Here is a 21,817-nt window from a genome sequence, read left to right as displayed (position 1 = left end):
TATTTATTTAGTCCAATTGATTCTTTTGGTTTGTACATCCTGAGAGTTTGTTCCTACCATAATATCGAATTCTCCGCCTTCCCAGTCATAATTCAGGTCATTATCAAAAAATTTCAGATCATCCGGAGTCAGTTTGAAATCAACTTTTTTACTTTCTCCTTTTTTGATAAATATTTTCTGGAAACCTTTCAATTCTTTTACCGGTCGTACCACTTTTCCGAAAAGATCCCTGATATAAAGCTGTACAACTTCTTCCCCATCATATTTTCCTGTATTGGAAACCGTTACACTGATATTTAAAGCCTGATTTCCTTTGAGATCTGCTGAACTTAAAACCATATCAGAATATTTGAAATCCGTATAACTTAAGCCATAACCGAATGGAAATTTCGGATCATTATCAAGATCGATATACGCTGAAACATAGTTCCGTTCTGTAGAATTTTTTGCAGGTCTTCCGGTGTTGTAATGATTGTAATAAACCGGGATCTGGCCTTCAGTTCTGGGAAAGCTCATTGGAAGTTTTCCGCCCGGATTCACAGTTCCGAAGAGAACGTCTGCAATGGAATTTCCTGCTTCAGTTCCCAGCCACCATGTATAAGCTATTGCAGGAATATTATCTGCTGCCCAATTGAAGATCAAAGGACGTCCTGCATTGATCATTAAAACAATTGGCTTTCCTGTTTTAGCTATTTCTTTCAATAAATCTTCCTGAACTCCGGTGAAACCAATGCTGCTTCTGCTTTTAGCCTCACCACTCATGGCAGAACCTTCTCCTAAGGTCATAATCACTACATCCGCTTTTCTGGCCGTTTCTACAGCTTCTGCAAACATAGATCTGTCCTGATCATCTACATTACAGCCTTTAGCATATAATAAGGTTGAATTTTTATCAAGCTGGCTTTTAATTCCGTCAAACTGGGAGATAATTCTCTGATTATCATCTTTGAATGCAATAGACCAGAATCCGTGGTTGGCTACAGTTTCTTTCCCGAAAGGGCCGATCAGTGCAACTGTTTTCACGGTCTTTGAAAGAGGAAGAATATTTCCTTTATTTTTCAGAAGGACAATACTTTTTGAACCGAATTCTCTTCCGAATTTCCTGTTTTCAAGGTTATTTGTCTGCTCTTTCTGTCTTTTTTCATCACTGAATCTGTAAGGATCATCAAAAAGTCCCATTTCAAACTTCTTGGCTAAGATTCTTCCTGCGGCATCATCCACTAACTTCGAGTCAATCTTTCCTTCCTTAACCAGTTTTGGAAGCTCTGCCATGTAAACACGGCTTTCCATATCCATATCACTTCCTGCCAGAACAGCTCTTTCTGCGGCTTCTGCAGCATCTTTGGCATAACCGTGAGGAATCATTTCTCCGATACTTCCCCAATCTGAAACTACAAAACCTTTATAATTCCACTTTCCTTTTAAAAGTTCTCTTTGAATATACTTATTCGCTGTGGCAGGAACTCCGCTGATATCATTGAATGAATTCATGAATGTGGCTACCCCGGCTTCTGCTGCTGCCTTAAACGGAGGCAGATAGGTTTCATTCAGCTGTCTTAAGCTCATATCCACAGAATTGTAATCTCTTCCGCCAACAGCTGCTCCATAAGCTGCAAAGTGTTTGGCACAGGCCATTACAGCATCAAGGCTTCCCAAACCTTTCCCCTGAAATCCTTTAATTCTTGCCAAACCGATCTGAGTTCCCAGATAAGTATCTTCCCCGGAGCCTTCCATTACTCTTCCCCATCTTGGATCTCTGGCCACATCCACCATAGGTGCAAAGGTCCAGTGAATACCATAGGCTGAAGCTTCTGTAGCGGCAATTCTTTCGGATTTTTCTATCATCCCGAGATCCCAGCTTGCTGCCTGGCCTAAATTAACCGGAAAGGTTGTTCTGTACCCATGAATAACATCCTGCCCGAATAACAAAGGAATTTTCAGTCTCGACAGTTGGGCTAATTTCTGGAAAGCCCTGGTTTCTTCAACACCGGTTACATTAAGCATGGAGCCTACTTTTCCTTTTTTTATTTCTTCCAAAACAGCTGCGGAATTAGACTGCTGGGGTCCTGTGGCATATTCAAATCCACTGTACTGGACCATCTGCCCTACTTTTTCTTCAAGTGTCATTTTAGAAAGCAGTTCCGCTACTTTCTGATCAATTGTTTTTTGCCCGTAGACATTATTCATTCCCAATGCTGCAATGGCAAGTAAGAAATAAGTTTTCTTCATGATATTCAATTAAAAAACATAAGTAGCTGCCGAATTTCCTGAAAGGGTTACCGGAGCTGTCTTTCCGTTATATTTGATATTAAAGCTTTCATCAGTACTGTTTCCGTTCTGAATGATAAGTACTGTTTTTCCGGCAGGGGTTTTAAATGCTGCGGTAGAAAGTGTTTCTGTTTGTGTAGAAGCTATACGCTGTGAACCAGCAGGTACAAATTTAGAAGCGTGTGCGATGATATAATAGGAAACGTTTCTGGTGAAGTTTTCGCTGTCGGAAACTGTTATTGCTCCTTTGCATTCTGTGCATCCGCCATCTGTGTGCGGCTTATACTGCGGATCATTGGCTACATTCCATTCCAAAGCAATACTGCTCCAGTTTCTCATAGAACCTATGACAACGTTTTTAACATGCCAGTTCAGATCTTCGTTAAAAGTTCCTTTTGATCCGGTCCACTGTTCGGTAAAGTATAAATTTTTATCAGGAAATGCATTATGCACTGTACTTAACGCTGAAATATCTCCTTCGTATAAGTGGAAGGCAGAACCGTCAATATATTTGTAGGCTTCAGGATCTTTCAGAATATCAAGGGCATATTCCGGTTTGTTACAGTTGTGGTCGTAAACCACAATTTTTGTTTTGATATTATTTGCCTTAAAAACAGGACCTAAAGAACCTTTGATGAAGTCTCTCTGCTGTTCGGACGGCATATACAAACTTGGATTGTTTCCGGGATGAAGAGGCTCGTTTTGAGGCGTGATTGCATCAATGGTAATGCCTTCTTTTTTCATTCCCTGAATATATTTTACAAAGTAGTTTGCATACACTTTATAAAATTCAGGCTTTAAGCTTCCTCCTTTTGATTTTCCGTTATCCTTCATCCAGACCGGTGATGACCACGGAGCCGCAATGATTTTGATATTGGGATTGATGGCTAAAATCTCTTTCAGCATCGCAATAAGATCTTTATCTTTTGTAAGGCTGAATTTTGAAAGTGTGGGATCTGTCTGGCCCTCCGGAAGATCATCATAGGAAAAAACTTCCCCGTCAAGATCGGAAGCACCAATACTAAGGCGCAGATAGCTGATGGAAATTGAATTTTTATCTTTTCCAAAAAGTTCATTCAGCAGGGCTTTTCTTTTTGAAGGGGAAAGTCTGTTAATAACTTCAACGCTTCCTCCTGTCAGTGTATATCCGAAACCGTCAACATATTGAAATTTCTGGGTATCATCAATTTCAATATTCTGCCAGTTATTAGAATTATTTACAAATCTGACGGAGCTTTGCTGTTGTAATTTTACACTTTCATTGCCTTTGGTAAGCCAATACTGAACGTCGTTTCCTTTATTCATCGCAACAGAAGTACACGATAAAGGAAAAAGTACCACGCCGCCAAGCAGCGCGGTACCTTTAAAAAAGAAACTATATAAGTTTTGAAACTTCATATTTTAATAACCTGGGTTTTGGGTTAAATTAGGATTATTGTCTAATTGCGCTTGTGGAATTGGCCATAACAGCCTGTTTTGATTTAAATTACTTACATAAGGTAATAAATTACCAACTGCATCTCTCTGTTGAGAAAGAATTTCAATCGATTTTCCGGTTCTCTTCAAATCAAACCAACGGTGACCTTCAAACGCTAATTCTAATTTTCTTTCTTTAAGAATTTTATTGATCCCGTCATCTGTATTCGTTATTGTAATAGGTGTTAAGCTGGAACTGGCTCTTGTTCTTACTTGGTTTACTAAGGTAGCTGCGTCTATGAAATTACCCTGGCGAACTAAGGCTTCAGCTCTGATCAATAATAAATCGGCATATCTCATTACATAAAAATTCTGATGCCCTGTTGTAATTCTCATTTTATACATAAAAGGAAAATTATTACTTGGCCAAAAATTATCAGACCAGCTTACCGCGGTTGGAGAAAACCAGATACTTGAGTTTTTTCTCACATTATCATTTTCGGTATTGAATGTATTTACCAAATCATAAGAAGGAGTATTAAATTTCTTCCAATCTGTTCCATAAAACATTGATGATCCCCATGCCCAAACTGTTCCTGCATTTCCATTAGATTCAAAAATAGATTCTGAATTGGCTTCATGATTACCATCAAATAATTGGTCATAATTTGGAAGTAAAGAATATCCTTGTCCCATAAGCTGGGTAGTATAGTTTATAACTTTTGCGTAATCCGGATTTGGTTTTGTGGCATAGACTTTTGCCAATAGAGCCATAGCTAAACCTTTTGTAGCTCTATATTTATTTGAACTTGCAGGAGCGTTTGCAATAGCTCCTTCTAAATCTGAAATAATTAAATTATAAACTTCATTAATAGGTTTTCTAGTTGGATATACCTGATCATAAACTTCATCAAAATTCTCATCATTTACACCAATTACTGCTTTTGTAACTAATGGAAAATCTCCCCAAAGCTGAACCCCATGAAAGTTATACATTGCTCTCATGATAGCTGCTTCAGCTTTCATTTCTGACTTTCTTGCAGTGGAAAGAGCCGGATCTGAAATATTGTCTACATAATTTAAGACCTTATTGCAATTGTTTATAAATCCGAATAAATAATTCCAGTCCCTATTCACATTTGAATTTGTAGCGATAATTCTGTATTCGTCCATTTGAAAGTTTTGTATATTATCACTTCCTGCATGAGCAATTTCGGTTTGTGCATCACCATTAAAGAAATAATCTAACTGCCAGTACTCATTGCCTAAGTCAACATAAATTGCAGACATTAAACCTTCTGCTTCTGCTGCAGTTGTATAAGGAGTATCAGTAAGTGGCACGGCTCTGTCAGTAAGAGGTTCAGTATCCAGATAATCACTACAAGATGTTGTTCCCAAAATTAAACTTGTTCCCAACAGAAAATAATATATTGTTTTATTGAATTTCATAATAATAAATTAAAAATTAGCTTTTAAACCAAAAATAAATGTTCTTACCTGAGGATAGGTACCATAATCCACGCCTGAGACACCATTTGTAGTGTTGAATGCATTTACTTCAGGATCAAATCCTGTATAATTAGTCCAGGTTAAAAGATTTTGTCCTGTTACATAAAGATTAATCTTACTTACTCCTTTAAATGGAGTTAAAAAGTTGTATCCCAAAGTGGCACTTTTTATTCTGATAAATGATCCATCTTCTACAAATCTGTCTGAAACATACTGTGCTGTAGCAGAATTTGCTCTTGGGGTATTGGTAATTTGCCCTGGAGTTGTCCATCGGTTTAAAACTGCGGTTGATTGGTTTTTAAAATCATTCATCATTTCCAGATCAAATCTTGAAGCGTTGTAAATTTCTCCGCCATATGATCCTGTAACCAAAACATCTAAATACCAGTTTTTATAAGAAAAGTTATTGGTAAATCCGAAACTAAAATCAGGATTTGGATTTCCTATGATTGTTCTGTCGTTTGGATCGAAAATGCCATTCCCGTTAAGATCTTTATAAACAAGGTCTCCCGTTTGTGAATCTACATGACTTACCTGATAACCATAGAAAGAACTGATTGGCTGACCTGGAGTAAATCTTACTAATGTTGCTCCAACTGTCTCAATATTAGCTTTGTCTATATTGGGTTGATATTTAAGACTTGTCACCTTATTTTTTGTGAAAGAAATATTAAAGTTGGTGTTCCAGCTAAAGTTTTCGCCTTTAAAATTTTGAGTATTTAAACCAAGCTCTAAACCTTGATTTTCCATATCTCCAACATTTTTAAGTATATTACCTAAACTACCCATTCTTATGGGAACAATTAGATTTTTAGTTTTTCTCTTGTAAGCATCTGCAGTTAATTTGATTTTATTATTTAAAAAGCCAAAATCTAAACCTACATTGGTATCTGTTGTTGTCTCCCATCCTAAATCACTGCTATCCCATTGATAAGTATTCCAAATTCCATCCGGACCAACTCTTGAAACTCTTTCTAAGTTGTAATGAGAATATGGTGGAATTCCCGATGCATTCCCACTTTGTCCCCATCCTCCTCTAAGTTTTAATTCTGATAGAATCTTATTGCCAGCCAGGAAATCTTCGTTAGAAACTGTCCAAGCTGCCGAAACTCCCGGGAAGAATCCCCATTTATTTCCTGGTGCTAAAGCAGAACTACCGTTATACCTAAAAACTCCCATGATGGTATATTTATTATCATAGGTATAAAGAGCTCTTCCAAAGAATGATAATTCTCTTAAATGTTCTTTTACAAGAGTTTCACGTTTGTTATCAATTACAGTATTATAATCAAAGAAAGTTGTTCCTTCAGGAAAATTATTTCCTTCAAAATTATTCCATGAATTTCTCTTCTCATGAATCTGATTTCCTCCTAATAAAGCTAAATCATGAGCTCCTGACTTTATAGTATATGTTAATGTATTTTCAACATTCAGATCCTGGTAAGTTGATAAATATTTACCTCCAATACCTTTTTGCTGTCTTCCGTAACTTGTCTGATAACCATCTGTAAACTGATCATTAGTAACATCAATTAAATCAAATGAAACCATTGGCTTCCAAACAAGATTTTTAAGTAAATTAACTTCTAACCCTAAATTACTCATGAAACGTTGCGTCTGTGTTTCGTTTTGTCTGGATTGATAAGCAACAGGATTTTCCCATGAAGATTGAAAAGGATTCAGTGCAAACTGCCCATCTTTGTAACCATCCAAGTAGCTCCCATTTGCATCAGTATCTCTCACTTTAAGCTGGCTACCGTAAATAGGCAGGAATGAAGGTGTATTTAATGCACTCAAAATAACCCCTCCTCTAGAAGTTCCTAAATTATCATTAGTATTTTTAAGAGAAGTATTAATATAGTTAAAATTACCTGTCAGCTTCAACCAATTTGTTATTTTAGCATCCAAATTCATTTTTGCAGAAATCCTGTCAAATCTTGCAGGATCTATAATGCCGTCAATTCCCTGATAACCTAAAGCGGTATAAGCTCTTACATTTTCATTTCCAAAAGAGTAATTAATATTATAGTTTTGATCAAAACCTGTCCTGAAAACTTCATCTCTCCAATTTGTATTAATGCCTTCATATCTTGGATTGTTAATAGTCGTTAAATAAGAAGGATTAATTTCATTCATCAATGTTTTGTACTGATCCAGATTTAAAACATCAATATTATTAACTGTTTTAGATATTCCCCAGTAAGCATTGAAAGCTAATTGAGATCTGTTTGCCTTTCCTCTTTTTGTGGTAATAATGACAACTCCGGAAGAACCATTAATACCATAAATTGCTGCAGAAGTTGCGTCTTTCAGAATTGTCATATCTGTGATATCATCCGGGTTTATTCCACTGATATCGAAAGTTTGGATCCCATCAACTACATATAATGGACTTACTGATGAAGAAATAGAGTTATTTCCCCTGATTTTTACATCAATTGCGGCTCCTGGTTTCCCTGAAGACTGAATAACATTTACTCCGGCTGCATTCCCTTGCAAAGCCTGACCGACATTGTAAATGGGTCTGTCCTCAAAGCTTTCAGACTTTACAGTAGAAACCGCACTTGTTAAGTTTTGTTTTTTTACACCACCATATCCTATCATAACGATCTCATCGATCTTATTCTCTTTCGGAACGGTGTCTTTTACCTTGGTCTGTGCGCTGAAATTGGCTGTAAAATACAGCACAGCTACCACTCCCAGGCTTCTTGATATTCTTAGATTCATATACAGTTAGTTTTTTAATTCTCAAATTGAGACAATAAAAATATATTTTTTTTTAAATAATTAACATTCTATTCATAATTATTTTAATTTTTCGTTTATTTTTGGGGGTTTAAAGCCCTATATCTTCTTAATAATTCGTAAAATTATCATAAAAAATCTACAAATAAATCCCCAAAATGACAGCCAAGCTTTCCAATATCTCAATTCCTTTAAAACTGACCTTCCTTATTTTCTCAATGGTCTTAAACTGCATGGGTATTGTGATCCTTCAACTTTCAGAGGCAAAAATCACTTATGAAAAGTTAGGCTTTTTAGAATCATTCAAGGACCTTCCTATTGCATTTATTTCACTTTTTGCTGTAAATTTTATTGGAAGAACAGGAACTAAAAAGGCATTGATATCAGCATTGGTTATTGTGGGAATCTGTTCATGTCTTCTTCCTTTTGTAGAGGATTTCTGGTTTTATAAGGTATGGTTTGCTATTATCGGGACATGTTTTGCTGTGGGAAAGATCTGTGTTTTCGGGATTATCCGGAATAATATTTCGGACGAAAAATCTCTTGCCAAAATGATGAATAGTGTGGAAGCATCATTCATGATAGGTATTTTTGTGGTCAATACCGGTTTCGGATGGCTGATCTCCAGTCGTTATTCTGAATACTGGAAATTTGGGTTTATGTCTATATCATTGCTTTGTGCAGTTGCTATATTTATGTTTTCAAAGCTGACTATTTCTGAAGCAAAAAAAACAGAGACTAAAAGTCTTATTTCTGAGCTTTCAGTATTTGCGAAACCTGCAACTGTTATTTTTCTTACTGTAGTCTTCTTTATTGTATTTGTGGAGCAGGGATTTAACTCATGGTTACCTTCTTTTTACAAAAATCACCTGAACGTCAATTCATTTTTTGCTTTGCAGGCCTCTTCTTTTCTCGCTCTTTTTTCTTATGCAGGAAGAACATTAACGGCTAATATTATTCAGAGGTTTTCATTATCAAAATACTATATTCTGTGCATTTCTTTAATTATAGGTGTTTTGTTTATTATTTTGGGAATCCAGTATTTTGATTCTGTGAATTCCGCCATCCTGTTATTTTTATTCCCGGTAATCGGGCTTTTTCTGTCACCGCTCTACCCTATTATCAATTCAAAGATGATTGCACAGATTGATAAAGAAAAAATAAACCTGTTTACATCTCTGATCGTAATTTTTTCATCCCTCGGCAGCTCAGTCAGTTCAATTATCATGTCTGTTCTGTTTGGCAAGCAGTTATTGAATTATTATCCGCTCTATATATTACTTGCTGTGTCTGTGCTTTTTACAATTAGTTTGATATATTTTAAGTTTGCAGGAAAGAAATTATAGAAAATAATTTTATTTTTACTCCCATGAAAATCAAAGACACCAAAAACAAAGAAACCCTTCAGGAACTTATTGATACAAAAGATTTTGTAGCACACGTATCTGTTGACTGCACTATATTTGGTTTTCACAATAACATTTTGAAGGTTCTGCTTTTAAAATACCACGATCTGGATCTGTGGTCACTTCCCGGAGGTTTCGTCTTCAACGATGAAGATCTGCGTGAAGCTGCTGCCAGAGTACTTTATGAAAGAACACATCTTCAGGATCTTTTCTTAAAGCAGTTTCACACTTTCGGGAGAATAGACCGTACTGAGAATAATGTACATCAGATCCTGCTTAACAATAAAGGAATTGAAGTTCCCAAGGACCATTGGATCTTCCAGAGATTTATTACCGTAGGGTATTGCAGCCTTATCGACTTCTCCATTGCCAACACTTTTCCGGATGCATTTAACGAGAGTTGCGAATGGTTTGAAGTTAATAATCTTCCTAAGATGGCATTTGACCACGACAGGGTTATAGAAACCGGCCTTGAATATCTTCGCATGAATATCAATACCGAAGTGGCAGCCAGTAATCTTCTTCCTGAAAAATTTACCATGAAAGATTTGCAATCACTTTATGAGACCATTTTAGGGCAGAAATTCAGGAGAAATAATTTTCAGCGCAAGATATTAAGCTTAAATGTTCTGGACAGGCTGGAAAAGCTGTATGACGGATCTGCGAATAAGGCTCCATATCTGTATAAATTTAAAAGCAAAGTACATAATGCTACTTATCAGTATCCTATCTCCAACGATGAGGAGACTTAGAAGACTGTATTTTTACTGAAATCCTTCTCTTTTTTATTTATCTTACTGAAAATCAAAAACAATAAAGATTTGTAAAAAAATTTTTCAAACCAGCGAAAAGTATTACTTTTAGGCAAATCAAAAAATCATGTCATATTATCCTCTTACAAGCATTCCAGACTACTACGGAATTGATGCTTTACTTACTGAAGAACACAAACTGATCCGTCAATCGGTAAGAGATTGGGTGGAAAGTTTTGTAATGCCGCAGATAGACCAGGCCGCACAAAATCATACCGATATTCCAAATCTAATGAGAGAACTGGGAAAAATCGGAGCTTTAGGTCCATACATTCCGGTTGAATATGGCGGTTCAGGGTTAGATCAGATTTCTTATGGTCTTATTATGCAGGAACTGGAAAGAGGAGATTCTGCGGTACGTTCTGCTGCTTCGGTACAGAGCTCGCTGGTGATGTTTCCTATCAATGAATTCGGTTCTGAGGAACAGAAGAAAAAATATCTTCCTAAGCTTGCTGCAGGAGAAATGATAGGTTCTTTTGGATTGACTGAGCCTAATCACGGTTCTGATCCAAGCTCTATGGAAACCTATTTTAAAGACATGGGTGATCATTATCTTCTGAACGGGGCTAAAATGTGGATCACAAATTCTCCGCTATGCGATATCGCAGTAGTTTGGGCAAAGAATGAAGAAGGAAAAGTACAGGGATTAATCGTTGAAAGAGAAATGGAAGGGTTTACAACCCCTGAAACTCATAATAAATGGAGCTTAAGAGCATCCAAAACCGGAGAACTGGTGTTCAATGACGTAAAGGTTCCTAAAGAAAATCTACTTCCGGGAGTAACCGGATTAAAAGGGCCTTTATCCTGTTTAAATTCAGCGAGATATGGTATTTCCTGGGGCGTAATCGGTGCAGCAATTGACTGCTACTGTACAGCCGTTCAGTATGCTAAAGAAAGAAAACAGTTTGGAAAACCAATCGGTTCTTACCAGCTTCAGCAGAAGAAATTAGCTGAATTCTTAACAGAAATCACCAAAGCACAGTTATTATGTCTTCAGTTAGGAAATCTTAAAAACGCCCATAAAGCAAGCCCTGCACAGATCTCAATGGCTAAACGTAACAACGTAAAAATGGCTATTGACATCGCAAGAGAATCGAGACAAATCCTTGGCGGTATGGGAATCATGGGTGAATTCCCGATGATGAGACACGCAGCTAATCTGGAATCTGTAATTACATATGAAGGTACACATGATGTACACTTACTGATTACCGGTTTGGATATTACAGGAATCAACGCTTTTTAAATAAAAGCTCAAAATATACTGAAAGGAGTCCGGCCGAATGGCCGGACTCCTTTATTTTACTCACTTTTCCGGGAACTTATATTCAGTGAATAATTATTGATGTATTAATATTATTAACATTTTATTAAAAAAAATTAACTTAATCACATTAAAAAAATATTGATATGAGAAAATTATCCACTCTTTTATTAGGTTTAGCTGCTCCATTCTTTTTTGCCCAACAGGCAGGAGATCTTGTTAATTTTGAGAAAAAATTAGACCTTACCCCTCAGGGGGTCGCTGATTTCATTGCCAATAATCTCGGTGAGCAAAACGCTCCGGACTTTGTAAGCTATCTCAACGGCTTTAATGTGGGACTAAAAGGCTATAAAATTACTTACTACACCAAAAATGAAAAGAATGCTTTGGTAAAAGCCACCGGGCTTATTATGTATCCCAATGTAGATTTCAAATTATCTACCGTTATTTCCGATCACCCGACAACGGATTCCCGCCAGAATGTTCCGTCTAACCTTAAAGGTATTTTTTGGTTTGGATTTGTAATGGAACTTTCTTACGCCTTAAACGGATATGTAGTAATGGCACCGGATTATGTAGGAATGGGTACCGGAGATGGAGTTCATCCCTATGTAAATTCTTTAACAGAAGGAGGCGCAACAGTAGATTTCGTAAAAGCTGCCAACACCGTCTTGGCTCAATTGAATGTAAAAAGATATGATGAATATTTCTTAACAGGATATTCCCAGGGAGGTCACGCTGCTATGTCTACATTGAAATATCTCAGCACCAATAATCCCAACAATCTTAAAATAAAATATGCTTTCATGGGAGACGGGCCTTACGATCTTTCCGGTGTTACCCTTAATGAAGGCTTTCTTCAAACTACTGTTTATCCTGCAACAGCATTTTTAGGCTACATATTAAACTCCTGTCAGTCTGCAGGCTATAATATCTACACAAACAATGTTTCGGAAGTTATTTCCTCAGATTATCTGGCAGCATATGACAATCATGTGGCACAGGATAACGGAGGAATTCTGTGGGGACCATTTATCTGGAGGAATATGTTCACCCCTTCTTTCGTTACAAATCTCACCAACAATCAAAATGCCAATACAAGAAAATGTCTGAAAGCCAATAATGTTTCCGACTGGTATAATAAAACCCCCACCACTATGGGGACTTCTACGATAGATCTAATAGTACCGCCTAACAACACTTACAATACGGTAAATGCACAAAGAGCCCATTACCCATGGTATGATCTTAATAAATATAATATCAACAGCCTGTCATGGGGCCCTTTAGGACATGTAGGAGGTCCAGTTCCTTACGTGCTTGCTGCCAATGCAAAATTTAACAGCCTCAGAAGCGGTGGATTTTTTAATCAGTGGGCATTTTTGACCTCGAAACAGGCTGAAAATAATCAACCAAAAACGGATAACCTGTTTTCCTCCCAGCTCAAACCTGATTTAAAGAACATGGAACTGGTTCAGGTTACAGATTTCAACCAGGAAAAATCAGAGCGTAAATCACTAGTTAATAACAATTTATCTACCTTAAAAGATGGAGTTTATCTTTTGAAAGTACAGGAAAACAATAATGAAAAACTAATCCCGTACATTAAGAACACCCCAGTAGAAGTTCCTGAGAATGAGATTGTACAGTCTGAAAGTAACGGAATTTTAAAACTTAGGATTCCTCAGGAAGAATTGCTGAGTGTGAATATTTTTGACGAGAATAAAAATCTCTTAAAAACCGTATCCCAGGAACAGTACAGCGAGAACGGCGGAATCAATCTGACAGATATTGATAATCAAAATAATACATTTGAAGTTGTTACTCAGTTCTATAACCTTCAGTTCAAAAAAGCAACGGCAGATGGTTTATTAGCTAATAAAGCTGAAATTTTCACACAGGATCGCCAGATTAATGCAAGAGCCAATAATGGCATCAAAAATATCAGCATTTACAGTATTTCCGGGGCACTGATCCTGCAACAGGAAATCAATAAGCCGGAATTTAAATCAAACAATTTAGAATCAGGAGTTTATGTAGTACAAATGAGTACTGCTGATGGAAAAACAGTCAGTAAAAAAGTAAAATTATAAGACAATATTCTCAATATATTCTTCATTTTAAATTGAATGCACTTCAGCAATGGGGTGCATTTTTAATTGGAATAAGACTTGATATTCTCGATAAAACTAAGATCCGGATTCAGTATTTCCAGAATAAGGTTTTTTACAGACTGCATGGCATCATCAATATTCCCCTTGTCAAACTGCAGGGAAACCACTCCTTTTTTAGCCTCTGCAAAACTCCAGATTCCTGTCTCAATAGGAAGTCCCCAGAATTCAGGGAGATTTTGTACCACATAATGATAAATACAAAGCTGCAGAGCCTGTTTTCTTTCACTGTTATGGAAATATTCTGCAACATTAGCTTCATCTATTTTTACGATGAGATTTTTGATTTTTGCCGTTTTATAGTCAATAATTCTTAAGGTTCCGTTCAGGCGGTCTATCCTGTCAATGAATCCGAAAAACGAAATTTTATCACTTCCGTCAAGATAAAAATCTACATTTTCGAACCTTTTTTCAATGTCTAAAATCTCTAAAGTGTTACCCTTTTTCACCAGTTCAAGATCATGTCTGAGAACATTTTCAATTACTTTTTTAGCAATTGCCCTGTGAATAAAATTCATTCCTTTTTCATAGAATTCAGGCTGGTGTTTCAGCTTTTCAATGGCAACATCAATATATTGATCTATTTCTTTAATTGAATTTTGTAAATCCTTTTCTTTTAAAACTTTACCTTTAAGTAATTCATATACTTCTTGAAGTGAATAATGTACTAAGTTTCCGTAATTTTTAACCGACAGTTCTTCTTCTATTTCATCCGTTTCGGAGGTGTTAAGGATCTTTGAAAGATAGAAATCTATCGGATTATAAAGGTAGCTGGTAAGGTGTGAAGCGGATACTTTTTCTTTCCATTTATGAAGTCTTTCCAGCACGATCTGAGTCTTCGGAATTTCTATCGGCAGTGAGGCAATAGGCTCGGAAGAGTTTTCAATGATGAGATGTTCTATCTTATGGGAACTCTCCATTTCTATCTGTGTGATAAACCTGCTCTTTTCTCCGGTATTCACCCCGGAACTGAGAGCATTGTACAAAAGATGCACATTTCTGGAATCCTGGATCAGCCGGTAAAAGTGATAAGCGTAAATACTGTCATTTTCAAGGAACGTATGAAGATCAAAATATCTTCTGATATCAAAAGGAATATAAGTGTTCTGCGAATTTCCCAAAGGAAGTTTTCCTTCGTTTACGGAAAGCATGATTACATTTTCAAAATTCAGGAGACGGGTTTCCAGAAGTCCCATGATCTGAAGTCCGCGGAGTGGTTCTCCCTGGAAATCTATACTTTCTGAATTAACGTGCTGGTTGATCAGAATTTCCAGCGTTTCCATTTTGATCTCAAAATCGTACGGACTGACCTGGTTTTTAATGATTCTGAATGCATTTTCAAAGTGGGAAACGTTTTCATACTGAATATCATCTATTTCCAGCCATTTGATTCTTTTACAGAACTCAATAAGCATATCCAGATACATACCCGTATGCTCTGCTTTTTTGAGAAGTCCGTAGTAAGAAAGCCCACCCAAAAGCTCTTCTAAAAGTTTTTTTGATATATAAACGATATTCCTCTCCTCTATTTTTGTTCTGAAATTACTGATAATCAACTCATCTTCAGCGGATTTCGGCAGCTCTTCCAGGATAGGAAAAATATCTCTGTAGTAATAGGAAGATTTATTTTTTTCCAGCTGTTTCTGAAGATAGAAAAGCTGTTTTACAGCATTGGAAAAAGAAAGGTTCTTCAATGGAAAACCCATAGTAATATTCAGATTTTCAACTCCATACATCACATCTAAGCTTGCAGGAAGAAGATTTTCATCCAACAACACAACCGCGGTATTGGAATAGGTCTTATTTTCAATTTCCTTAAATATTTCCGGCAGCACCTTGGTCTGCGTTACATTCCCTGAAACTTCATAAACCTTGATATTTTTAGACTGGTTAAAATCGTCTTCTATCCATTGAAAAGTCCTTTTATCATCAAATTCTTTCCACATTTTATGATTCCTGAGGAATTTTCCGGCTTCCTGTCTTTCATCATCAAAATAATAATGATCTGCCTGGAAAAAGCACTGTGCCTTGTTCCACCTTAGTAGATTTCTTACCAGCTTTTCTTCCACCGGCGTAAAGGCATTAAAACCACAAAATACAAAGTGTTCTGAGGTTTTTTCGGCAAAATCAGAGATTTTTGACTTAGCAGTTTCATGGATCATTCCGGAAGTCGCCCAATTCTTCTCCTTCAGTTTCTCCTTTAAAATCGGGAGAAAAACATTCATATTCTGCCAGAAATTAAGGAATTTCTTACGTGGAACATCATCATCCTCACCAAGATCCTGGGCCCATTCTTTAATTCTCTCTTCGTCAAACATATACTGCAGAACGGCTTCATCACTTTCAGAAAACTTCAGGATATCATCCCAGTCCTTTTGCAAGGTCGGAAACCACTTTAAAAAGTCTGCAAAATCATCTTTCGGGATAAGACCAAGGCTCCGGTAAACATCAAAGGCAAAAAGCCAAAGAGAGATTCCCTGAACCGGCTGCTTATCTGCAATCCTGTCGATCAGTTCTTCTATGGTAAAAAAATTGGGAAGAAAGCCCGAATAGTTATTTTCTTCCAGAATCTGCCTTATAAATACGATGGGACGTTTTCCGGGCAGAACTATATTGAACTCCGAAAGGTCTGTATTCTGGGCCAGCAGTTCGTGGATAATTTTATTGAGAAATTTCAAGAGGCTTTGTAGCTTTTTAAGTTGTTCAGTTCTTCAGCAATAAGGGTATTGTATTCTGCCTGCTTTTCTTTATTCATCCCATGTTCCGTAATTTTGTCATAGGAAATCTGAAAATTTTTGTAATCGTTTGATATTTTACTGTAAACTGCTGTAAATTTTTTATTGTAATCCCCTGAATTTTTGATCTTTTCTTCTATTTCCTTTCTGAATTTCCTCACAAACAGTTCTGCAATATCAAAATGCTTCTGTTCGTGCAGTAAAATATAATCGTTTATTCTTTTTACATCTTTCCAGGATTTGTCTTCGTTAAAAATAGCATTGATTTCAATTTTAACGGGAGATCCGGGATTGGTAGATTTTACTACGGAATATTCCCAGCCGCAATGTGTATAGGCTATCACATCAGCATTATTCTTTCTGCTCACTGCACTTTTAAAATTATCCCACGCCAGCTTACGGTCTTCCTGCCAGATAATTTTCTGCCCGAAAAAGGCATTCGCGAAGAGAAATAAGCCAAGAGAAATCAATTTCATTATTATTCAACTACAATTGTTTTGGTGATCCAGTTGTTGCCGCCGTTCCAGAATCTGAATGTATAGGTTCCTGTCTCGCGCGGGCTGAATTTGATCTGGTTGATTCCTATGTGAGTTTCCTGAGTACACGGACCATCCGTAGTATATTTATAGGAAGTAACAGATCTTTCCAGGCTACTGTCATGGATATAATCATATCCGTAAAACCCTTCACATTGGGACGAATATGTAGAATACGTCTTAATGCTCTGTACTGAAAATACATCCATAGTATCCTTCGTGATCTTCACACTATCGATCTTGATTTTTCCTATGGATTGTACAGTCTCGTAATTATCATCTTCACAGGAGATAAAAACCAGCCCTGAAAGCAATGCAGAAAATCCAATATTTAAAAGTTTTTTCATAACCTTAAATTTACTGATTATCAATGAATATTCAGCAAAAATTATCACTCGATTTAAAAAAATCAAGAGTTAAAATTGCCTTTTGATACGTAAATCACTTTTTTAGTATCAAAAAATTCTTCATCAAAATAGTTTTTAAGGTTGAAGATTTCACATTTAATTCCGGCCAGCTCTTCAGCAAGATCACCGCCTTTTAAATATAAAACTCCATTATGTTTGGGATTAAACTGTTCTTTTTCAAATTTTCCTTTCAGCCATTTCAGGAATTCCGGCATCTGGGTTACAGCTCGGCTCACTACAAAATGGAACTTTTCTTTTACTTTTTCAGCTCTTCCGTGAATGGCCGTTAAATTCGTCAGCCCGATTCCTTCTGCAACTGCTTTTACTACGGTTATTTTCTTTCCGATAGAATCAACTAAGGTAAACTCTGTCTCCGGAAACAGGATCGCCAGCGGAATACCCGGAAAACCGCCTCCGGTTCCAATATCCAGCACTTTCGTACCAGGTGCAAATTCCATAGTTTTAGCAATTCCCAGAGAATGCAAAACATGCTTTTCATACAGCGATTCCATATCTTTTCTTGAGATTACATTGATTTTTTCATTCCACTCATTATACAGCTCCTCCAGTTGGGAAAACTGCTCAATCTGCTTCTCTGTAAGATCAGGAAAGTATTTTAATAGTAACGATATTGCCATATGAATTATTATAATCTGCAAAAATAAGTTTTTATTGGCTTTATTCAAATTTTAAGTTCCGGATATAGAAAAGAGATTTTCAAAAGAACAAATAGGTAATGGTAAAAAAAATGAAAACCTGACAAAAATCTGTTATCCGGCTCTACTTTTATTTCCCGGCAAAACGTTTTTATTATATATTTGTTTAAATTCAAAAACATCATATGGATAAACTTTCAGATAGAGTAAAAAGATTAGGTTACTCACAGACTTTCGTAATGTCGAACAAAGCAAGAGAAATGAAAGCCGCCGGCATTGACGTGATCAGTCTTACTCTTGGCGAACCGGATTTTGATGTTCCGGATAATATCAAACAAGCCGCTTTTGATGCAATCAACCAGAATTACAGCCACTACTCTCCTGTTCCCGGATTTCCTGAACTTCGTGAAGCAATAGCTTACAAATTAAAAAGAGACAATAATCTTGAATATAAACCAACACAGATCTGTGTTTCCAACGGAGCTAAGCAGGCTATCCTGAATGTACTTGCTTCCGTTATCAATGACGGTGATGAAGTATTGCTTCCTGCTCCTTACTGGGTAAGCTATGACGAAATGGTAAAAATGATGGGAGGAACTTCGGTAATGCTTCCGACATCTTATGTTACAGATTTTAAAATAACCGCTGAACAGCTTGAGGAAGCTATTACGGATAAAACCAAAGCTATCCTTTTCAGTTCTCCGTGTAACCCTTCCGGCGGATATTATACATATGATGAGCTAAAATCTATGGCAAAAGTACTTGCAAAATATCCTCATGTGACCATAATTTCGGATGAGATCTATGAGTACATTAACTACGAAACAAAAACGACATCTATCGCCCAGTTCCCTGAAGTATACGAGCAGACTGCAGTAATCAACGGAATGTCTAAGGCATTTGCCATGACAGGATGGAGAATAGGTTACTCTGCATGCCCGGAATGGCTGGCAAAGGCCTGTGAAAAGATCCAGGGACAAATGACCAGCGGAGCGAATACAATGGCACAGAGGGCCTCTATTACCGCTTTAAAAACAGATCCTTCTGAATATAAATACATGATTGATGCGTTCCAGAAAAGAAGGGATATTGTGTATGACCTGATGAAGGAAATTCCAGGATTTAAAGTATTGCTTCCAAAAGCTGCTTTCTATTTCTTCCCGGATATTTCCTATTATATCGGAAAAAACCTTAACGGCATGGAAATCAAGGATTCTGATGATTTTGCCATGTTCTTATTGGAAAATGCGCATGTAGGTTCTGTAGGCGGCGTTTCTTTCGGAAGTCCTGAATGTATAAGGTTCTCCTATGCAGCATCTGAGGAAGACCTGAGGGAAGCTATGAAAAGAATCAAAGATGTATTGGCTCCGTTCAATTCATAATAAATTAGACTGAATAAAAATTAGTATAAAGTAAACAAAAAGCTCTGATTTCAGGGCTTTTTTCCTTCATATTCATTGAAAACAATTATAGATTTTATTTATCAATATTGATTTGTTCAATAGATAAAACATTTATATCTTTGCACAAGAAAATTTAATATAAAAACAGAAAATTATGTCTTTAGTAGGAAAAAAATTCCCAAATGTAACCATTGATGCCATGTCTGAAATGGGTGACGATCTTAGAATCAACATCCTTGAAGAAGCTACTTCCAACCAGCAAAAAGTAATTTTATTCTGGTATCCGAAAGATTTCACTTTTGTATGCCCTACGGAGCTTCACGCTTTCCAGGATGCTTTAGGTGAATTCGAAAAAAGAAACACTAAAGTAATCGGTGCTTCTTGTGATACCAACGAGGTACACTTCGCATGGTTGAACACTGCAAAAGATAACGGAGGTATCGAAGGGGTAACTTATCCGCTTTTAGCTGATACTCACAGACAATTGGCCAACATTCTAGGAATTGTAGATCAGGATTTCGAATACAATGAAGATGGTGAAGAAACGTTCACTGGTTCTAACGTAACTTACAGAGCAACTTACCTTATCGACGAAACCGGAAAAATTTTCCACGAGTCTGTAAACGATATGCCTTTAGGAAGAAACGTAAAAGAATATTTAAGACTGATCGATGCTTACACTCACGTTCAGAAGCACGGTGAAGTTTGTCCTGCAAACTGGGAAGAAGGAAAAGATGCAATGAAAGCAGACAGAAATTCTACAGCAGAATATTTAGCTAAGAACTAAAATAATGTGTTAATTTGAAAATGAGATAATTTGAAAATTAATCTCAGGATTTATATAAAATTATCTCATTTCTCTTTATTTTTCACACAAATTGCAAGGAAACAATTTCTGTCTTTGCCAATTAACACATTTTCAAATTAATAAATTTTCAAATTATCATTATGTACACAGAATTAACAGAAGATACATTACAGAATATCGTAAACGACAATGAAAAAGTAGTTGTTCAGTATGGTGCAACATGGTGTGGAAACTGCAGGATCATGAAGCCTAAATTCAAAAAATTAGCCTCTGAAAACGAAGAAATTCCATTTTTATATGTGGATGCCGAAAAACTTCCTGAAAGCAGAAAATTAGCAACTGTTGATAACCTTCCTACTTTCGCAGTTTTTAAAAACGGTGAATTGGTTAACCAGGTACAGAGCAACCAGGCTGAGAGCTTAATTAATCTTTTTAAAGAAATACAATAATGAAATTACCTGTAATCAGACAGTTTTATCAGAATCAGACTCCTGAGAATCTTGAAAAGACGTTGGAAGTTCTTGAAAGCTTTTGTGAATTCAGAGGAACTACTGAAGAAGATCTTAATGTAGCCGGGGAATTAATCACCAATATCTGCGGTGCTTTGGAAGTACACGCAAACGTTCAGAACGGAATGAGCGAAAAAGACGCTTTGAATTCTTTTGCACAGAAGGTCTTAGGATCTATTGACAAGTAGTTTTTTTATTGAATCATTTAAAGATTTAATAATTAAAAGATTACAAAACACAATACTACTGAGGATTTCCTCGATACAATATTTTCTCAATTCTTTAATTTCAACTTAAAACATATGCTTCAAAGCTTCCGTGATATGCCATTGCTGATGCTGTTGCCGTTGTTATATCTGAATTAAAGAATCCAAAAAAATCCCGGTGAGTTTCATCGGGATTATTATTTATAAAAGACTGAATCAGAATTTATAATTCTTCACTTTTCATTCCTTATTCACCTAACTTCTTCTGCTCATCAAAATTCTCAGAATATACCAGAATAAAAGCATAATAGATGCAAAAAGCTGTAATGAAGCACCTACATACTGCCCTGTTGTATAAACATCTTTAAGCTTGCTTGTTTCGTAAAGGATACTTGCAGAAGCCAAAAGCACCATTCCCACGGAGAACCAAAGTCCCAGATTGAAACCGAAAATCGCTCCGGCTACAATCAGTCCTATCGAAAGAAAGCCTCCGATAATAATGATGTTTCTTAAAAATGAGAAATCTCTTTTGGAAGTAAATGCTACAGCAGAAAGTCCGGCAAACATAGCAATAGTAAGCATCGCAGCCTGAAAAATAATATTGGCACCTCCTTCCATACCTGCTGCAATATAAATCATAGGCATAAAAATCACAGCTTCCAGAAGAATATAAAACCCTAATCCGAAATACTGTGTAGTCCTGCTCTGTGAAAGCGACCATTTGGAAGCCAGCATAGAAGCCAGCCAGAAAACTCCGATAATCAACAGCCATGTGTACTTCTGCCCGAACATCATCGCAATAACTTCTACCGGAACTGTTTTCAATAAAACAGTTTCAACCCCGATGAACGCCAGGATTGATAAGGCTACATGTAAATAAGTCTTTCTGTAAAAAGATGCTTTTTCCAGATCTGAGGAATGAGCAACCAGAACATCTGTCATCATAGTTAGTATTTTTTAATTTTG

At 36.5% G+C, this 21,817-nt stretch carries 17 protein-coding genes; 8 read left to right on the top strand and 9 right to left on the bottom strand.

The genetic code is table 11. The features are described from left to right. Positions 1-3: 3 nt before the first annotated feature. The 4 genes from bglX to HNP36_RS04000 are packed head-to-tail and all read right to left on the bottom strand — an operon-like array spanning position 4 to position 7,920. On the bottom strand, positions 4-2,229 hold the full coding sequence (gene bglX / locus HNP36_RS04015) for a beta-glucosidase BglX (protein WP_184160178.1): 2,226 nt from the start codon (positions 2,227-2,229) through the stop codon (positions 4-6). 9 nt (positions 2,230-2,238) lie between these two features. Continuing rightward, complete coding sequence (locus HNP36_RS04010) at positions 2,239-3,666, bottom strand: glycoside hydrolase family 30 protein (RefSeq protein ID WP_184160180.1); 1,428 nt, start codon at positions 3,664-3,666, stop codon at positions 2,239-2,241. 3 nt (positions 3,667-3,669) lie between these two features. Continuing rightward, positions 3,670-5,133 carry a RagB/SusD family nutrient uptake outer membrane protein gene (locus HNP36_RS04005; protein ID WP_184160182.1) on the bottom strand — a complete coding sequence of 488 codons (1,464 nt, stop codon included), beginning with the start codon at positions 5,131-5,133 and terminating at the stop codon, positions 3,670-3,672. A gap of 9 nt (positions 5,134-5,142) precedes the next feature. Beyond that, positions 5,143-7,920 carry a SusC/RagA family TonB-linked outer membrane protein gene (locus HNP36_RS04000; protein ID WP_184160185.1) on the bottom strand — a complete coding sequence of 926 codons (2,778 nt, stop codon included), beginning with the start codon at positions 7,918-7,920 and terminating at the stop codon, positions 5,143-5,145. 176 nt (positions 7,921-8,096) lie between these two features. Here HNP36_RS04000 and HNP36_RS03995 point away from each other — a divergent pair, with 176 nt between their 5' ends. From HNP36_RS03995 to HNP36_RS03980, 4 genes are all read left to right on the top strand, one after another. Then, positions 8,097-9,284, top strand: a complete 1,188-nt coding sequence (locus HNP36_RS03995; RefSeq protein ID WP_184160187.1) for an MFS transporter — start codon at positions 8,097-8,099, stop codon at positions 9,282-9,284. Between the two features lie 23 nt (positions 9,285-9,307). Beyond that, a complete protein-coding gene (locus tag HNP36_RS03990) occupies positions 9,308-10,096 on the top strand; it encodes an NUDIX hydrolase (protein WP_184160189.1) in 789 nt (262 codons plus the stop codon). Positions 10,097-10,223: 127 nt separating this feature from the next. After that, positions 10,224-11,402 (top strand): acyl-CoA dehydrogenase family protein, encoded by a 1,179-nt coding sequence (locus HNP36_RS03985; protein WP_184160192.1) that lies wholly within the window; start codon positions 10,224-10,226, stop codon positions 11,400-11,402. A 164-nt stretch (positions 11,403-11,566) separates the two neighbouring features. Beyond that, positions 11,567-13,513 (top strand): T9SS type A sorting domain-containing protein, encoded by a 1,947-nt coding sequence (locus HNP36_RS03980; protein ID WP_184160194.1) that lies wholly within the window; start codon positions 11,567-11,569, stop codon positions 13,511-13,513. A 62-nt stretch (positions 13,514-13,575) separates the two neighbouring features. On the opposite strand, the gene HNP36_RS03975 is transcribed toward HNP36_RS03980, so the two are convergent. The 4 genes from HNP36_RS03975 to rsmG all read right to left on the bottom strand — a co-directional run bounded on the left by HNP36_RS03975 (position 13,576) and on the right by rsmG (position 17,907). Beyond that, on the bottom strand, positions 13,576-16,269 hold the full coding sequence (locus HNP36_RS03975; protein WP_184160196.1) for a PD-(D/E)XK nuclease family protein: 2,694 nt from the start codon (positions 16,267-16,269) through the stop codon (positions 13,576-13,578). Then, positions 16,266-16,802, bottom strand: coding sequence for a DUF922 domain-containing protein (locus HNP36_RS03970; RefSeq protein ID WP_184160198.1), 537 nt, complete (start codon positions 16,800-16,802; stop codon positions 16,266-16,268). Before HNP36_RS03970 ends, HNP36_RS03975 begins: the two co-directional genes overlap by 4 nt. A 2-nt stretch (positions 16,803-16,804) precedes the next feature. After that, on the bottom strand, positions 16,805-17,209 hold the full coding sequence (locus HNP36_RS03965; RefSeq protein ID WP_184160200.1) for a hypothetical protein: 405 nt from the start codon (positions 17,207-17,209) through the stop codon (positions 16,805-16,807). A 62-nt stretch (positions 17,210-17,271) separates the two neighbouring features. Beyond that, a complete protein-coding gene (gene rsmG / locus HNP36_RS03960) occupies positions 17,272-17,907 on the bottom strand; it encodes a 16S rRNA (guanine(527)-N(7))-methyltransferase RsmG (protein ID WP_184160202.1) in 636 nt (211 codons plus the stop codon). 203 nt (positions 17,908-18,110) lie between these two features. On the opposite strand from rsmG, the gene HNP36_RS03955 reads away from it, so the two are divergent. From HNP36_RS03955 to HNP36_RS03940, 4 genes are all read left to right on the top strand, one after another. Continuing rightward, on the top strand, positions 18,111-19,307 hold the full coding sequence (locus HNP36_RS03955; RefSeq protein ID WP_184160204.1) for a pyridoxal phosphate-dependent aminotransferase: 1,197 nt from the start codon (positions 18,111-18,113) through the stop codon (positions 19,305-19,307). Between the two features lie 175 nt (positions 19,308-19,482). Then, positions 19,483-20,115 carry a peroxiredoxin gene (locus HNP36_RS03950; RefSeq protein ID WP_184160206.1) on the top strand — a complete coding sequence of 211 codons (633 nt, stop codon included), beginning with the start codon at positions 19,483-19,485 and terminating at the stop codon, positions 20,113-20,115. A gap of 161 nt (positions 20,116-20,276) precedes the next feature. Next, positions 20,277-20,585: a thioredoxin family protein gene (locus tag HNP36_RS03945; RefSeq protein WP_034707328.1), complete on the top strand. Its 309-nt coding sequence runs from the start codon at positions 20,277-20,279 to the stop codon at positions 20,583-20,585. Beyond that, a complete protein-coding gene (locus HNP36_RS03940) occupies positions 20,585-20,833 on the top strand; it encodes a DUF6952 family protein (protein WP_184160208.1) in 249 nt (82 codons plus the stop codon). The genes HNP36_RS03945 and HNP36_RS03940 overlap by 1 nt, the downstream gene beginning before the upstream one ends. Positions 20,834-21,106: 273 nt before the next feature. Here HNP36_RS03940 and HNP36_RS03935 read toward each other — a convergent pair whose 3' ends face one another. Further along, complete coding sequence (locus tag HNP36_RS03935; protein WP_184160210.1) at positions 21,107-21,796, bottom strand: Bax inhibitor-1 family protein; 690 nt, start codon at positions 21,794-21,796, stop codon at positions 21,107-21,109. Positions 21,797-21,817 lie beyond the last annotated feature (21 nt).

Origin of the sequence: Chryseobacterium shigense, assembly GCF_014207845.1 — a bacterium.
Lineage (GTDB): Bacteria > Bacteroidota > Bacteroidia > Flavobacteriales > Weeksellaceae > Chryseobacterium > Chryseobacterium shigense_A.
The sequence above is the reverse complement of the archived record's forward strand: the minus strand, read 5'-3'. Positions and strand labels throughout refer to the sequence as shown.

Excerpts from the sequence above, each read along its gene's own strand:
- HNP36_RS03945 (WP_034707328.1), top strand. The coding sequence starts at position 20,277 with ATGTACACAGAATTAACAGAAGATACATTACAGAATATCGTAAACGAC.
- HNP36_RS03980 (WP_184160194.1), top strand. The coding sequence starts at position 11,567 with ATGAGAAAATTATCCACTCTTTTATTAGGTTTAGCTGCTCCATTCTTT.
- rsmG (WP_184160202.1), bottom strand. The coding sequence starts at position 17,907 with ATGGCAATATCGTTACTATTAAAATACTTTCCTGATCTTACAGAGAAG.
- HNP36_RS03970 (WP_184160198.1), bottom strand. The coding sequence starts at position 16,802 with ATGAAATTGATTTCTCTTGGCTTATTTCTCTTCGCGAATGCCTTTTTC.
- HNP36_RS03985 (WP_184160192.1), top strand. The coding sequence starts at position 10,224 with ATGTCATATTATCCTCTTACAAGCATTCCAGACTACTACGGAATTGAT.
- HNP36_RS03950 (WP_184160206.1), top strand. The coding sequence starts at position 19,483 with ATGTCTTTAGTAGGAAAAAAATTCCCAAATGTAACCATTGATGCCATG.
- HNP36_RS04000 (WP_184160185.1), bottom strand. The coding sequence starts at position 7,920 with ATGAATCTAAGAATATCAAGAAGCCTGGGAGTGGTAGCTGTGCTGTAT.
- bglX (WP_184160178.1), bottom strand. The coding sequence starts at position 2,229 with ATGAAGAAAACTTATTTCTTACTTGCCATTGCAGCATTGGGAATGAAT.
- HNP36_RS03995 (WP_184160187.1), top strand. The coding sequence starts at position 8,097 with ATGACAGCCAAGCTTTCCAATATCTCAATTCCTTTAAAACTGACCTTC.
- HNP36_RS03955 (WP_184160204.1), top strand. The coding sequence starts at position 18,111 with ATGGATAAACTTTCAGATAGAGTAAAAAGATTAGGTTACTCACAGACT.
- HNP36_RS03990 (WP_184160189.1), top strand. The coding sequence starts at position 9,308 with ATGAAAATCAAAGACACCAAAAACAAAGAAACCCTTCAGGAACTTATT.
- HNP36_RS04010 (WP_184160180.1), bottom strand. The coding sequence starts at position 3,666 with ATGAAGTTTCAAAACTTATATAGTTTCTTTTTTAAAGGTACCGCGCTG.
- HNP36_RS03965 (WP_184160200.1), bottom strand. The coding sequence starts at position 17,209 with ATGAAAAAACTTTTAAATATTGGATTTTCTGCATTGCTTTCAGGGCTG.
- HNP36_RS03935 (WP_184160210.1), bottom strand. The coding sequence starts at position 21,796 with ATGATGACAGATGTTCTGGTTGCTCATTCCTCAGATCTGGAAAAAGCA.
- HNP36_RS04005 (WP_184160182.1), bottom strand. The coding sequence starts at position 5,133 with ATGAAATTCAATAAAACAATATATTATTTTCTGTTGGGAACAAGTTTA.
- HNP36_RS03940 (WP_184160208.1), top strand. The coding sequence starts at position 20,585 with ATGAAATTACCTGTAATCAGACAGTTTTATCAGAATCAGACTCCTGAG.